At 55.3% G+C, this 13,534-nt stretch carries 12 protein-coding genes and 1 riboswitch; of the genes, 9 read left to right on the top strand and 3 right to left on the bottom strand.

Features of this window, described 5'->3' with window-relative positions:
- Positions 1-38: 38 nt before the first annotated feature.
- Positions 39-788, top strand: a complete 750-nt coding sequence (locus tag ACR8BF_RS19120) for a DeoR/GlpR family DNA-binding transcription regulator (protein ID WP_179898229.1) — start codon at positions 39-41, stop codon at positions 786-788.
- Here ACR8BF_RS19120 and ACR8BF_RS19115 read toward each other — a convergent pair.
- Complete coding sequence (locus tag ACR8BF_RS19115) at positions 785-1,801, bottom strand: LacI family DNA-binding transcriptional regulator (protein WP_434746147.1); 1,017 nt, start codon at positions 1,799-1,801, stop codon at positions 785-787. The two genes, ACR8BF_RS19120 and ACR8BF_RS19115, sit on opposite strands and share 4 nt — an antisense overlap.
- A 258-nt stretch (positions 1,802-2,059) precedes the next feature.
- Here ACR8BF_RS19115 and ascF point away from each other — a divergent pair, with 258 nt between their 5' ends.
- The 6 genes from ascF (at position 2,060) to ACR8BF_RS19085 (ending at position 8,388) form a co-directional block, all read left to right on the top strand.
- Positions 2,060-3,526: a PTS cellobiose/arbutin/salicin transporter subunit IIBC gene (gene ascF, locus ACR8BF_RS19110; RefSeq protein ID WP_434746146.1), complete on the top strand. Its 1,467-nt coding sequence runs from the start codon at positions 2,060-2,062 to the stop codon at positions 3,524-3,526.
- A gap of 47 nt (positions 3,527-3,573) precedes the next feature.
- Positions 3,574-5,004, top strand: coding sequence for a 6-phospho-beta-glucosidase (locus tag ACR8BF_RS19105; RefSeq protein WP_434746145.1), 1,431 nt, complete (start codon positions 3,574-3,576; stop codon positions 5,002-5,004).
- A 61-nt stretch (positions 5,005-5,065) separates the two neighbouring features.
- Positions 5,066-5,168: riboswitch (TPP riboswitch) on the top strand.
- Between the two features lie 69 nt (positions 5,169-5,237).
- Entirely contained in the window at positions 5,238-5,939 is a 702-nt protein-coding gene (gene tenA / locus ACR8BF_RS19100; protein ID WP_434746144.1) for a thiaminase II, read from the top strand.
- Positions 5,936-6,676 carry an ABC transporter ATP-binding protein gene (locus ACR8BF_RS19095; protein WP_179898224.1) on the top strand — a complete coding sequence of 247 codons (741 nt, stop codon included), beginning with the start codon at positions 5,936-5,938 and terminating at the stop codon, positions 6,674-6,676. Before tenA ends, ACR8BF_RS19095 begins: the two co-directional genes overlap by 4 nt.
- Positions 6,673-7,428 (top strand): ABC transporter permease, encoded by a 756-nt coding sequence (locus tag ACR8BF_RS19090; protein WP_434746143.1) that lies wholly within the window; start codon positions 6,673-6,675, stop codon positions 7,426-7,428. Before ACR8BF_RS19095 ends, ACR8BF_RS19090 begins: the two co-directional genes overlap by 4 nt.
- 24 nt (positions 7,429-7,452) lie before the next feature.
- Positions 7,453-8,388, top strand: coding sequence for an ABC transporter substrate-binding protein (locus tag ACR8BF_RS19085; protein ID WP_434746142.1), 936 nt, complete (start codon positions 7,453-7,455; stop codon positions 8,386-8,388).
- A 35-nt stretch (positions 8,389-8,423) separates the two neighbouring features.
- On the opposite strand, the gene ACR8BF_RS19080 is transcribed toward ACR8BF_RS19085, so the two are convergent.
- Positions 8,424-10,196: a putative bifunctional diguanylate cyclase/phosphodiesterase gene (locus ACR8BF_RS19080; RefSeq protein ID WP_292986144.1), complete on the bottom strand. Its 1,773-nt coding sequence runs from the start codon at positions 10,194-10,196 to the stop codon at positions 8,424-8,426.
- A gap of 152 nt (positions 10,197-10,348) precedes the next feature.
- Positions 10,349-11,575: an FAD-dependent oxidoreductase gene (locus ACR8BF_RS19075; protein WP_434746141.1), complete on the bottom strand. Its 1,227-nt coding sequence runs from the start codon at positions 11,573-11,575 to the stop codon at positions 10,349-10,351.
- Between the two features lie 157 nt (positions 11,576-11,732).
- Here ACR8BF_RS19075 and ACR8BF_RS19070 point away from each other — a divergent pair, with 157 nt between their 5' ends.
- Together ACR8BF_RS19070 and clcA are read left to right on the top strand one after the other, a co-directional pair.
- Positions 11,733-12,041: a YicS family protein gene (locus ACR8BF_RS19070; RefSeq protein WP_434746140.1), complete on the top strand. Its 309-nt coding sequence runs from the start codon at positions 11,733-11,735 to the stop codon at positions 12,039-12,041.
- Positions 12,042-12,136: 95 nt separating this feature from the next.
- The gene (gene clcA / locus ACR8BF_RS19065) at positions 12,137-13,528 is read left to right on the top strand and encodes a H(+)/Cl(-) exchange transporter ClcA (protein WP_434746139.1); all 1,392 of its coding nucleotides are present in this window, start codon (positions 12,137-12,139) and stop codon (positions 13,526-13,528) included.
- The last annotated feature ends 6 nt before the right edge of the window (positions 13,529-13,534 follow it).

Genomic DNA, 13,534 nt, shown 5'->3' with positions numbered 1-13,534 from the left:
GTTACACTGAAGCTCCTTTTTTTCTGCGAAACGCAATTATGAATCCGCGACATCATCAGATTATTCAACTGGTTAATAGCCGTGGCAGCGTGACCGTTAGTGAACTGGCGCAGCTCACCGGGGTTTCTGAAGTGACGGTGCGTCAGGATCTCACGCTGCTGGAACGCGATCGTCTGCTGCGCCGGGTTCACGGCTCAGCGCTGGCGCTGGACAGCGATAACGTCGGCACCCGAATGAATACCCGTTATCCCATCAAGCAGGCGCTGGCGAGACATGCGGCCAGCCTGGTTCAGGCAGGCGAATCGGTATTCATCGAAGGCGGCAGTACCAATGCGCTGCTGGCGCGTGCGCTGGCTGACCGGGCCGATCTCACGCTGATTACCGTCAGCCACTATATTGCCCAGCTTCTTCGGGAAGCCGCCTGTGAAGTGATTGTGCTCGGGGGATTACTGCAGAAAAGCAGTGAGTCTGTAGTCGGTCCGCTGACGCGTTATTCCATTCAACAGATCCACTTTCACCGGGCGTTTGTTGGCGTGGATGGCTGGCATCCGGAGACCGGTTTTACCGGCCGCAACATGCTGCGCTGTGATGTGGTGGATGCGGTGCTGGCGAAAGGCGCTGAAAGCTATGCCCTGACTGATGCCTCCAAATTTGGTCTGATTCACCCTTATCCGCTCTCCTCCGGTTATCAGGTCGGGCATGTGATCACTGATGAGACGCTGGATGCAGCAACGGTCGCGCAGCTCAGAGATCAGACGATTGAGGTCATGCAGATCACGGCGGGTTAAGTTAATCCTGGCCCTTTAGTGACGGAATCGCGCAACATCAGGCTGGCTGTGAACGGCGCCGGGGTACGCCAGTCACCGCCATCCAGCATCGTCAGCAGCCGGTTAATCGTCTCATCGATCATCTCCGTGACCGGCAACTTCATGCTGGATAATGACGGCGTAATATAAGGTGCCAGCGGGATATCATCGAAACCCATCACCGAGACCTGTTCAGGCACCGCAATATGGCACTCGGTCAGACGCTTGATGGCACCAATCGCCATCTCATCATTACTCGCCACCAGCGCTGTGAATGGCACGCTGCGTTCCAGCAGCGTGTCCACGGCGGCCATCCCGCTCTTGGCCGTCCATTTACCCGCCACCACCCGACGGTCGTCGGTTTCAACACCCTTTGCAGCCATTGCAGCGTGATAGCCGGAAAGGCGTTCTGCACCGGTCGGGGAATCCAGCGAGCCAGTGATAAATGCAATATCACGATGTCCCTGATTCAGCAGATGGCTTACCGCCATAGCGCTGCTGGCGTGCTGATCGCTGTAAATGCAGTAGCTATGATTGACGCGCAGCCGCCGGTTGATGACGAGGATAGGCTGTTTGTGGCGGGTGATAATCGCATCAAGCGCGTCAATGCTCAGGAAGCGCGGGTAGATGATGATGCCGTCACAGCGCAGGTCGAGCAAAAACTGTATTGCTGCCTCTTCCTGTTCAGCGGTGTGTTTGCCGTCCGCCAGAATCAGCTGGCGCCCCTGCTGCTCCATCATGCGCGCGGAATGCGCCATTAACTCAGTAAAGTAGCTGCCGCTATAGAGCGTATTCGTGATGACCAGCCCGATAGTCTGAGAGGTTTTCGTCGCCAGGTTGCGCGCCAGCAGATTGGGCCGGTAGCCGGTTTCTGCGATCGCCTTCAACACTTTCTCACGCTTTTCCTGCCCGACATAGCCATTGCCGGAGAGCACACGTGACACTGTCGCTTTTGAGACGCCCGCCCTGTTAGCCACTTCCTGAATCGTTGCCATGATGATGTTCCTTGTCTGCGTCGTCCTGCAGTTTACCTAAGCCTCTCAATGTTGGAAATATTTACCCGGACTCAGCACGAAGTAATCTGAGGCAGACGGGTGATCTACTTCACAAAAAATAAATGTGGCTGATTTCACCTCTTGTCGGCGCAATGAAAGCACTTCATGATTTTGTGAAACCGGTTTCCTATTTGCCTGCCTGCAGGCGCTAAAACATAAAAAAACTTTGACCGATTTACCCTACAGAGAAAAACGATCATGCCCATAAACTATGCCGAGGTGTCACGCGCCATCGTCGATGCGCTAGGCGGCCTCACCAATATCGAAGCCGTCACTCACTGCATGACCCGTTTGCGGTTCGTGCTGAAAGATGAAACGCAGGTCGACACTCCCCGCCTCAAAGCCATCAAGGGCGTAATGGGTGTGGTGCATAACGATACCCAGTGCCAGGTAATCATTGGCAACAATGTTTCGCAGGCTTATCAGGCGGTGCTGCAACTGGGATCGCCTGGCGTTGCACCGAGCGTGCCGGTGAAACGTAAAATCACCCTGAGAGGCATCGGTGCGGGTATTCTGGATGCGCTGGTGGGCACCATGTCACCGCTGATCCCGGCCATTATTGGCGGATCGATGGTTAAACTGCTGGCGATGATTTTGGATATGGCGGGCGTGTTTGAAAAAGGGTCGTCAACGCTGGTGATCCTTAACGTCATTGGCGACGGGGCCTTCTTCTTCCTGCCGATCATGGTAGCCGCCTCTGCAGCGCTGAAATTCAAAACCAATATGTCGCTGGCGATCGCCATTGCAGGTGTGCTGGTCCATCCCAACTTTGTTGATCTGATGGCCAAAGCGGCGCAGGGTCAACCGGTCGAGTTCGCCTTCATCCCGGTGACGGCGGTGAAATATACCTATACGGTGATTCCGGCGCTGGTGATGACCTGGATCCTGTCGCACATTGAGCGCGGCGTAGATCGCATTACGCCTGCCGTGACGAAAAACTTCCTGAAACCGATGCTGATCGTACTGATTGCTGCCCCTATCGCGATTGTGCTGATTGGCCCGATTGGCATCTGGATCGGCAGCGGCATCTCCGCACTGGTTTACACCGTCCATGGCTATCTTGGCTGGTTGTCCGTCGCCATTATGGGGGCTATCTGGCCGCTGCTGGTCATGACCGGGATGCATCGGGTGTTTACGCCGACCATCATCCAGACCATTGCCGAAACCGGCAAAGAGGGCATGGTAATGCCGTCAGAGATCGGTGCCAACCTGTCGCTGGGTGGATCATCACTGGCGGTGGCGTTTCGCACCAAAAACCGGGAACTGCGTCAGACTGCGCTGGCGGCAGCGGCTTCCGCCATTATTGCCGGAATTTCAGAACCGGCGCTGTATGGCGTTGCGGTCCGGCTTAAGCGTCCGCTGATCGCCTGTCTGATCAGCGGTTTTATCTGTGGCGCGGTCGCGGGTATCGGCGGGCTGGCCAGCCACTCAATGGCCTCTCCCGGCCTGTTTACCAGCGTACAGTTCTTCGATCCTGCTAATCCCATGAGTATTGTCTGGGTCGGTGCGGTCATGGTGTTGTCGGTGGTGCTGTCGTTTGTGCTGACGCTGCTGTTAGGGTTTGAAGATATTCCTGAAACAGAGCCTGAAACGAAATCCGAATCCGGTACCGTCCCGCAACCTGCGTCTGTTACTGAGCGCACCAACGCGGTTAATAGCCTTTAAACTGCCACTTAAGGAAAGGGTCATGCTGACCCGGAAAAGAGGATTGCATGTCTGATTTAAGGTTCCCGCAAGGGTTTTTATGGGGTGGCGCACTGGCTGCCAACCAGAGTGAAGGCGGTTTTCGTGAAGGTGGAAAGGGCTTAACCACCGTTGATATGATTCCGCATGGCCCGCACCGTACGCCGGTCAAGCTGGGTCTGGAGAAGCGTTTTACCCTGCGTGATGATGAATTCTATCCCAGCCATGAGGCCATCGATTTTTATCACCGCTATCCGGAGGATATCGCGCTGATGGCCGAGATGGGGTTCAGCGTGTTCCGCACGTCGATTGCCTGGAGCCGCCTCTATCCCAACGGCGACGAACTGACGCCTAATCCGGAAGGGATTGCTTTTTATCGCGCGGTATTCGAAGAGTGCCGTAAATACAATATCGAACCGCTGGTGACGCTCTGCCATTTTGATGTGCCGATGCATCTGGTCACGGAATATGGCTCGTGGCGCAACCGCAAAATGGTCGACTTTTTTGCCCGTTATGCCCGCAGTTGTTTCGAGGCGTTTAACGGGCTGGTGAAATACTGGCTGACCTTTAACGAGATCAATATTCTGCTGCATAGCCCGTTTTCCGGAGCTGGCCTGGTGTTTGAGCCTGGTGAGAACAGGGATCAGGTGAAGTATCAGGCGGCACATCATGAACTGGTTGCCAGTGCGATGGTGACGCGGATCGCGCATGAAGTGAATCCGGCCAATCAGGTCGGCTGCATGCTGGCAGGCGGAAACTTCTACCCGTGGTCGAGTAAACCCGAAGATGTCTGGGCGGCACTGGAGAAAGATCGCGAAAACCTTTTCTTTATTGATGTGCAGGCGCGCGGCGCCTATCCGGCCTACGCCGCGCGCGTGTTCCGTGAAAAAGGCGTGACGCTTGAGATTGAAGACGGTGATGCTGACATCCTGAAAAACAGCGTCGATTTTGTCTCATTCAGTTACTACGCCTCACGCTGCGCTTCGGCGGAGATGAATGAGCAGAACAGCAGCGCCGCCAATGTGGTGAAATCCCTGACCAATCCTCACGTGCCACGCAGCGAATGGGGATGGGGTATCGATCCGCTAGGCTTACGCATCACTATGAATATGATGTATGACCGTTACCAGAAGCCGCTGTTCCTGGTCGAGAACGGCCTGGGCGCGCGCGATGAAATCGATGCGAATGGCGAGATTAACGATGATTACCGCATCAGCTATCTGCGTGAACACATCCGCGCCATGGGCGATGCCATCCAAGATGGTGTGCCGGTGATGGGTTACACCAGCTGGGGCTGCATCGATCTGGTTGCTGCATCGACCGGTGAAATGAGCAAGCGCTACGGTTTCGTCTACGTTGACCGCGACGATTTGGGCAACGGCACACTGGCGCGCACCCGTAAGAAATCGTTCTGGTGGTATAAGAAAGTGATTGCCAGCAACGGGGCCGATCTTGAGTGACAATGTCACCTAAGATCGCTCGCTCGTGCCGTTGTACTCTGGCACAAATTATCGTATAACGAATGTCTCCGAGGGGTGTCCTGTAATGGGCTGAGATGGCGTAAGCCGAACCCTTTGAACCTGATCTGGGTCATGCCAGCGAAGGGACGGGTCGGCAGATTTTTCTGCGTCATCTCCTGCACTATTCCCTGTTCCAGACCGTATGCCCGGATCTCACTGTTACTGGAGATCCCATGTCACATCCGCTTTTCGAGACCGGCTTGTATGGTCGTCTGCGCCAGCAGGCAGGCACTCAATGGCACGCGTATGTCAGGCACGATTTTGTGCAGCAACTCGGTCAGGGCACGCTGCCACCCGCCGCTTTCCGCCACTACCTCACTCAGGACATGCTGTTCCTGCTGCACTTCGCGCGTGCCTGGGGTCTGCTGATCAGCAAACTCTCTGAGCCCGCCATGTTACGCAGTGCGACCGCGTCGCTTAACGCCATCGTCAACGAACTGCCGTTGCATCTGGCTTACTGTCAGCAATGGGGTATCTCCGAGGCAGAGATGGCGAGCGAACCCGAAGCAATGGAAACGATCAACTACACCCGCTATGTGCTGGACGTAGGGCACACCGGGGATGCGCTGGAGCTGATGACGGCACTGATGCCGTGTGTCGCTGGCTACGCTGAAATTGGTCTGACGCTGCTGGATGATCCCTCGACTCGCTTTGAGGGAAATCCTTACGGCCCATGGATAGAGAATTACGGCGATGAATCCTACCTGGCAGGCGTCGGTTCCTCACTTTTGCTGTTTGAAGCTCTCGCTCAGCAGCGCGCGGGTGAACAGCGTTTTGATCGGCTGGCGGAGATTTTCAACACTGCGACCCGGCTGGAAGCAGCATTCTGGCAAATGGGGCTCAACCATGCTGCCGCTTTTCGGGTCAGCCCATGAACCCGCCTGTTGATGGCGTGCCGCCTGGTATTTCCATTCGCCAGCTCTGCCTGACGCTGGGTCAGCAGCAACTTTTCAGCCAGCTTGATCTGGAGATTGCGGGCGGTGCATTTACCGCTTTACTGGGTGCCAGCGGCGTTGGTAAAAGCAGCCTGATGCGGGTCATTGCCGGTCTGACGCCACCGACTTCCGGACAGATTAGCGGTAGCGACGGTCTGCCGCTGACCGGTCGCATCGCCTGGATGGGACAACAGGATCTGCTCTATCCCTGGCTCACAGTGCAACAGAATGTCTGCCTCGCCAGTCGCCTGAAGGGCGAGAAAGCCGACCATGACTGGGCGCAGCATCTGCTGGAGCGGGTGGGCCTAAGCAAATATGCCCGCGCACGACCCGCGACGCTCTCCGGCGGGATGCGTCAGCGTGCCGCGCTGGCCCGTACTCTTTACACCCGTCAGCCCATTGTGCTGATGGATGAGCCGTTTTCCGCGCTGGATGCACTAACACGCAGTCAGATACAGACGCTGGCCGCAGAAGTGCTGGTCGGGCATACCGTGCTGTTAATTACTCATGATGCCGCAGAAGCCTGCCGACTCAGTCATCATCTGCTGGTGATAGGTGTGGCGGGGATAGAAGCTTGCACGCCTCTGCAGGGCCAGCCACCGCGGGCTCCAGACGACATCCATGTCATCCAGAGTCACTCCGCGTTACTGAAGCAGCTGTGCAGGATAGTCCGATGAGAAACCATTTCGCCGGTATTCGCCGGGGCGCGACGCTGTTTACCGGACTGATTACGCTGTGGTGGCTCGCCACGCTGACCACCATTCCGGCGTTTCTGCTGCCCTCGCCCGCTGCGGTCGCCGCCGCGCTGTGGCAGAACGCTGACTATCTCAGCCATCACACGCTGATTACCCTGACCGAAATCCTCAGCGGCATGGCGCTCGGCGTGCTGCTGGGTGGCGCGCTGGCGCTGGGCATGACATTTTCGCCATGGTTACAGCGCTGGATGATGCCGCTGGTAATCACCAGCCAGGCGATTCCGGTGTTTGCCCTGGCGCCTTTGCTGGTGCTCTGGTTTGGCTTTGGCATAGGCGCCAAAGTCGCGATGGCCGTGCTGGTGATCTTCTTTCCGGTAACCTCCAGCTTTTTTGATGGACTGCGCCGCGTCACCCCCGGCTATCTCGATCTGGCTCGAACGATGGGCGCTTCACGTGCCTCACAACTGCGTCATGTCCGACTGTTAGCCGCGCTGCCCGCGCTGGGTTCAGGGCTGCGGATGGCGGCGGCCGTCGCGCCAATCGGGGCAATCATCGGTGAATGGGTTGGCTCAGCCGAAGGGCTGGGCTTCGTAATGCTGAATGCTAACGCACGGATGCAGAGCGACCTCTGTTTCGCTGCGCTTTTCATTCTGGTGCTGATGACGCTGGGCCTGTGGCTGACTATCGACTTCCTGCTGCGCCGCCTGATTTCCTGGGCTCCCGAGACAATTTAATGACCTCCAAAGATGAGAAAACTCATGACTAAACTGCCTCTGTTTACCCTGCTGTTCAGCGCCGCCTTAACCACTCAGGCTCAGGCGATGGAAAAACTGACGCTGGTGCTCGACTGGTATATTAATCCCGATCACGCACCTATCATGGTGGCGCAACAGACCGGTGCGTTTGCAGCTGAAGGGCTGGATGTAAACATCGTGCCGCCTTCCGATCCGGCGCTGCCACCACGTCTGGTGGCAGCTAAACAGGCGGACTTAGCCATTACCTATCAGCCGCAGCTGCATTTTTTCGCCGACCAGGGCCTGCCGCTGATGCGGGTGGGTACGCTGATTAACACGCCGCTGAACACGCTGATGACGTTAGACAAAACAGTAAAAAAACCGGCAGATTTAAAAGGGAAGCGCATCGGCTACTCGGTCAGCGGCATTGAGCAGGCGACGCTGGCGACTATGCTGGCCCATGATGGGGTCAACGCCAATCAGGTGAAGCTGGTTAACGTCAATTTTCAGCTCACCAGCGCGCTAATGACAGGCCAGGTGGATGCAGTGATAGGCGGCTATCGCAATATTGAAGCCCTGGAGATGAAACTTGCGGGCAAAGCGCCGGTGGTGCTTAACGTCGAAGATTATGGTGTTCCGGCCTATGATGAGCTGATTATCGTTGCTAACCGTGATGAAGCCCACTCGGAGAAAATCCAGAAATTTCTGCGGGCACTGAAGAAGGGAAATGCAGAATTGCAGGCGTATCCCGAGCAGAACTGGCTGACGTTTGTCCGGGCCCATCCGGAACTGAACACGCCGTTAAACCATCAGGCATGGCGTGCCACCCTGCCGCTGTTCGCAGCCGACCCGGCTAAACTGGATCGCGCACGTTATCAGGCTTATGAGCAATTTCTGTTTGATAATAAGCTGATTAAAAGCATTACCCCGGTAGAGCGCTACGCCATCGGCAGTGAGTGATAAGAGAGCCCGCAGCGAATGCTGCGGGCAGGTTACTAGCGTGACTTCGGATACAACCAGTGTTCAATATCGCTGGCGGGCAGCGGTTTTGAGAAGAAGTAGCCCTGGATTTGATCGCAACCGTAAGCTTTCAGCAATCCCAGGGTTGCTTCTGCCTCGACGCCCTCGGCAAGCACGGTGTAATTCAGTTCTTTGAGCATCTGAATAATACATCTGACAATGATTTTCGATGCATCATCTTCACCCATACGTGAGATGAGTGACCGGTCGATCTTGATCACATCGAGCGGAATATCCTGCAGATAGCTGATGTTGCTGTAGCCGGTGCCGAAATCATCCAGTGATATCACAAAGCCCCTGGATTTCAGCGCTACCAGCCCTTTGATCGCCACATCGCTTTTGGTGATTAACTCATTTTCCAGACACTCAATGCCCAGGATAGCGTTGGGTAACTGAGCCGCCGCTAATTTCGCCACCAGCTTGTCGGCAAAATCCGCTTTTGCGAAGTCGCGCTCACTGACGTTAATCGAGACCGGAATCAGGTCATATTCGCGATTCCAGCGCGCCAGCTGTTCAACGGTATGATCGATAACCCAGTTAGTCAGATCGGAGATCAGGTTAGTTTTACCCGCTAACGGGATAAATTCTGATGGGAAGAGCTCGCCCCGCTCAGGGTGATTCCAGCGGATCAGCGCCTCCAGCCCGACCGTTTTACCGGTTTTGAGACAGACTTTTGGCTGCCAGGCCAGGTAAAGCTCTTCGTCTTTATTCAGCGCCTGAGCCAGGTCGTTCATGATCATGAAGTCATCGGTGCGCCGCGAGTCGTAACTCTGTTCAAAACACATCGCACTGATGTTTTCATCAATCCCTTCATGCAGCGCACTCACAGCCTGGCGCACCGTTTCGTTGGCATCCATCTTACCCGGTACAAACTCTGTTTCACCGGCAAAAACATCCAGGTCGAGCGTGATATTTTCGGACAGATCGGCCTTCATGCCCTTAAACAGGTCGGGTAAATTATGTGCGGTAAAACGGCCTGAATAAGGCTGAACGATCGCATAACGGCCGGGGGCAAAAGAGTAAAGCGTGTCATTTTCAGCCAGATTGAGCCGATGTGCGACATCCTGTGCCATCTGTTTCAGAAGTTTCTCCATCGGTCCAATACCCACCGCGCGGGTAAGCTCATATGCGCGAATGATGTCGAGGCAGTCGATAAGAATCAGGCGAAAGCGGCTATGGGGTGCAGTAAGCGTCAGTTGCTGAATATCACGAATCAGGCGTGGGCGATTCGGGAGGTGTGTAATAACGTCAGCATAACCTGCGTTATTCCAGACATCCAGAAAAGAGGTTACCAGCGTAGCCAGCGAACGCAGCGTGACGAGTTTCTCTTCACTGAAGGAATGTGGCTGCGTGTCGGTCACACAAAGCGTACCCAGCGTCGCACCGTCGAGATTCTGCAGAGACACACCAGCATAGAAGCGAATATGCGGCTCTCCTTTAACGAACGGATGCGTCACAAAGCGCTCGTCCAGTAACGTGTCCACCACCACAAGATGCCCATCCCCGTCGATAACGTGGCGGCAAAGAGATTCATCCCGGGTCGATTGTTTAAGATCGAAGTTCCGTGATGCTTTAATGTATTGATTATGATCGTCAATAATCGAAATGAAGCTGCCTGAAATACCCAGCACCTGGCTGGCGAGATTAACAAATCTCTCCAGCACTTTATCCCGGGCTTCGTCCGGAGACAAAAGTGCCCTGATTGCGCTCCGACGTTTTACATCGCTGCCATTTTGCTCGTTATGCACTGAAACCTCTCTTATGCAGGCGCAAAAATCGAAAATAATTTAGCTTAACAATGCTCAATTAGCGCCCAATTATCAGATGAATAGCGGCTCAACCTGACAGTACTTTCACAGCGAAACAGTGTCGCACGATATAGAATCGCTGTCGAAATCATTTAACGCTCTTCTTTTACGCGCGCGATCTGTGGCGATTCCGTCCTGAAGCCAAGACCAATCAGGCGCCCCAGCACAAAACGGAGGAACGGCAGGCGCTGGATTATCGCGGGAACCTTGCTGCTTCCCGTAGGTTTCCTTTTCGCTTTGTTGCGGCTCATTTTGATCTGCAAAAATTGTGTGGCAACAGTGGGGAACTGACGACGCTTCTGCACTTTTTCCAGATCGCGTGGCTGCAGTTCACCCCGCTTCAGGGGGTCACTCAGAAGGTTCGCCGTCGCTACGGCATCCTGAATCGCCAGATTAACGCCAACGCCGCCAATCGGTGACATAGCATGTGCAGCATCACCAATGCAGAGCACGCCGGGTTTTGCCCACTTATCCAGCCGGTCAATCTTTATCGACAGCAGCTTAAACGCTTCCCAGTGGGTGATCTCCGCCATGCGCGTCGCTTCAAAAGGCGATAGTGCGGCCACTTCTGTTTTAAACGCGTCGAGTCCGGCGACCTGTTTCGCCTCAAACTCCCCTTTCGGGATCGTCAGCCCACATTGCCAGTAGTTGCCACGATCGATAACGATAAAGTTCTGCCGTGGTCCTTTATGACCCATGCCCAGTTCGGGATCGTGCGGCTGCTTACTTAAGCGGAACCAGATGACATCGCGCGCTGCGCCAAATTCCTGACCGGTCAGTCCGGCCGCTTCGCGCACCCGCGAATGGCGGCCATCTGCACCGACCACCAGTTTACAGGTGATATGCAGCTGCTGATTACCGCGTGAGGCCGTCACGCCGCTGACCGTGCCATTTTCCAATGTCAGGGATTCAAACGAAGTCGATTGCAGCAGGCTGAAGCCCGCGTAACGGGCACTCTGCTCTGCCATATAGTTCAGGAAATCCCACTGCGGCATAAAAGCGATAAATCGGCATTTAACCGGCAAACGTGAGAAATCGGCCATCGTAATACTTTGTCCGGCAATTTCCGCCTCCAGCTTTTCGGCACGCTGATGCGGCAACGTCAGGAAAGATTCCAGCAGACCGAGCTGATGCATAATCTCCAGCGTCGAGGGGTGGATGGTGTCTCCGCGAAAATCGTGGAGAAAATCGGCGTGCTTTTCAATCACCACGACGCGCAGACCTGCACGGGCAAAAAGATAGCCCAGCATCAATCCGGCCGGGCCACCGCCGACAATACAGCAGTCAGCGGTAATAATTTCAGTGGAATGTGGCTGCATGTCAGCTCCCTGTCACGCCAGTATTGCTATGATAATTATGCCAGCCGTTGCGATGTAACCGCAGTCGGTCAATGGTGCTGTGCTCAGGCTAATCACTCAATGCGATTAAACTCAACTGAAAACTGCCGAAGACGCAATCCGCAGCCAGGAGATCATCATGAACGTGATCCGCAATACGCTGTTTATTCTGCCGCTATTAAGTCCACTTGTTGTGGCAGCCGCGCCCTATGACACGCTGAAATTTGCGCTGCGTAAGCAGCAAATTACCGACGACCTGCGCCAGAAGTGTCAACTTCCGCCAGCGACTTCTGACGAACAATTGCGCCAGACATTTCTCAATGATAAGCCCAACCTGAAACAGAATCAGGTCACGCTGACCGCAGCGGTTCAGGCGCTAAAAAATCAGGACAATCCAGCCTACCGCGAACGCATAGCTCAAGTGGTTTGTCCACCACAAACCGATTAACACTTTTACTCCGTTGAAATTGATCCTGCCGTTTGTTTTCACTTTATCACTCAGTAAACTGGCACGCTGGTCTGGTTGAACAAGAATCTCTCTCAATGAATGAAGAATCACCGCAGCCTGTTTATGTTCCTCGCTCCATCGCGGCGCGCAGCCGGATGTTTCGCGCCCTGCTACATCGGGATAAAACGCCGCTGGCGATGCTGTTCTGCGCCGCACTGGTCGGTACACTGGTTGGCCTGGCGGGCGTGGCGTTTGCCCGGTCCGTTGAGGCAATACAGCAGTGGCGCGCCGACACGCTGACGCCTGAACAGTTTCAGGGCTGGATGCTTTATGCCGCGGCCTTTGCCATCTCAGCTCTGCTGGCGATGGTAGGTTATTTCCTGGTACGACGCTTCGCTCCCGAAGCGGGCGGTTCCGGTATTCCTGAAATTGAAGGTGCGCTGGAAGAGCTGAGGCCGGTTCGCTGGTGGCGGGTGATCCCAGTGAAATTCTTTGGCGGTCTGGGCACGCTGGGTGCCGGGATGGTGCTGGGACGGGAAGGCCCAACGGTGCAGCTGGGTGGCAACATTGGCCGCATGGTCATCGATATTCTGGGGATGCGCAGCAATGAAGCACGTCATACGCTGCTGGCAACCGGTGCGGCGGCCGGTCTTGCGGCGGCGTTTAATGCGCCGCTGGCGGGCATCCTGTTTATCATCGAGGAGATGCGTCCGCAGTTCCGTTATAATCTGATTTCGATCAAAGCCGTGTTTACCGGCGTGATTATGGCGAGCATCGTGTTTCGCTGTTTCAACGGCGGACAGGCGGTGATCTCTGTGAGCAAGCTGGCTGATGCGCCGGTGCAAACGCTGTGGCTCTATCTGGTGCTCGGCATGATCATCGGCATGGTCGGCGTGCTGTTTAATCGCCTGATATTTATAACTCAGGATCTTTTTGCCCGCCTTTATGCCGGTAAAACAGCTCGCGTGGTGCTGGCGGGTGCTTTGCTTGGCGGCGGCTGCGGTATTCTGGCTCTACTGTTCGCTCCTGGGGCAGGCGGAGGTTCATCGCTGATTCCACAGGCAGTTCATGGTGTATTCCCTTTCGCTCTGCTGCTGGTTGTTTTTTTGGTCAGACTGGTAACGACACTGCTCTGTTTTGGCTCAGGGGCTCCGGGCGGTATTTTTGCGCCAATGCTGGCACTGGGAACGCTGCTTGGAACCGCCTTTGGGGTGGCAATGACAGACCTGTTCCCGTTTTATCATCTGGAAGCAGGCACCTTTGCAATTGCGGGAATGGGCGCACTGTTTGCAGCATCGGTCAGAGCACCGCTGACAGGGATTGTGCTGGTGCTGGAGATGACCGATAACTATCAGCTGATATTGCCGATGATTATTACCTGTCTTGGGGCGACGCTGCTGGCCCAATTTCTGGGGGGAAAACCGCTCTACTCATCCATTCTGGCCCGCACGCTGGCGCGTCAGACAGAAGCTACCCGCTCACAATGAGCAGGT

Source organism: Candidatus Pantoea rara (assembly GCF_051136265.1).
GTDB classification, from domain to species: Bacteria; Pseudomonadota; Gammaproteobacteria; order Enterobacterales; family Enterobacteriaceae; genus Pantoea; species Pantoea rara.
The sequence above is the reverse complement of the archived record's forward strand: the minus strand, read 5'-3'. Positions and strand labels throughout refer to the sequence as shown.

Excerpts from the sequence above, each read along its gene's own strand:
- tenA (WP_434746144.1), top strand. The coding sequence starts at position 5,238 with ATGTCACATCCGCTTTTCGAGACCGGCTTGTATGGTCGTCTGCGCCAG.
- ACR8BF_RS19090 (WP_434746143.1), top strand. The coding sequence starts at position 6,673 with ATGAGAAACCATTTCGCCGGTATTCGCCGGGGCGCGACGCTGTTTACC.
- ACR8BF_RS19105 (WP_434746145.1), top strand. The coding sequence starts at position 3,574 with ATGTCTGATTTAAGGTTCCCGCAAGGGTTTTTATGGGGTGGCGCACTG.
- ACR8BF_RS19085 (WP_434746142.1), top strand. The coding sequence starts at position 7,453 with ATGACTAAACTGCCTCTGTTTACCCTGCTGTTCAGCGCCGCCTTAACC.
- ascF (WP_434746146.1), top strand. The coding sequence starts at position 2,060 with ATGCCCATAAACTATGCCGAGGTGTCACGCGCCATCGTCGATGCGCTA.
- ACR8BF_RS19120 (WP_179898229.1), top strand. The coding sequence starts at position 39 with ATGAATCCGCGACATCATCAGATTATTCAACTGGTTAATAGCCGTGGC.
- ACR8BF_RS19115 (WP_434746147.1), bottom strand. The coding sequence starts at position 1,801 with ATGGCAACGATTCAGGAAGTGGCTAACAGGGCGGGCGTCTCAAAAGCG.
- ACR8BF_RS19075 (WP_434746141.1), bottom strand. The coding sequence starts at position 11,575 with ATGCAGCCACATTCCACTGAAATTATTACCGCTGACTGCTGTATTGTC.
- clcA (WP_434746139.1), top strand. The coding sequence starts at position 12,137 with ATGAATGAAGAATCACCGCAGCCTGTTTATGTTCCTCGCTCCATCGCG.
- ACR8BF_RS19070 (WP_434746140.1), top strand. The coding sequence starts at position 11,733 with ATGAACGTGATCCGCAATACGCTGTTTATTCTGCCGCTATTAAGTCCA.
- ACR8BF_RS19095 (WP_179898224.1), top strand. The coding sequence starts at position 5,936 with ATGAACCCGCCTGTTGATGGCGTGCCGCCTGGTATTTCCATTCGCCAG.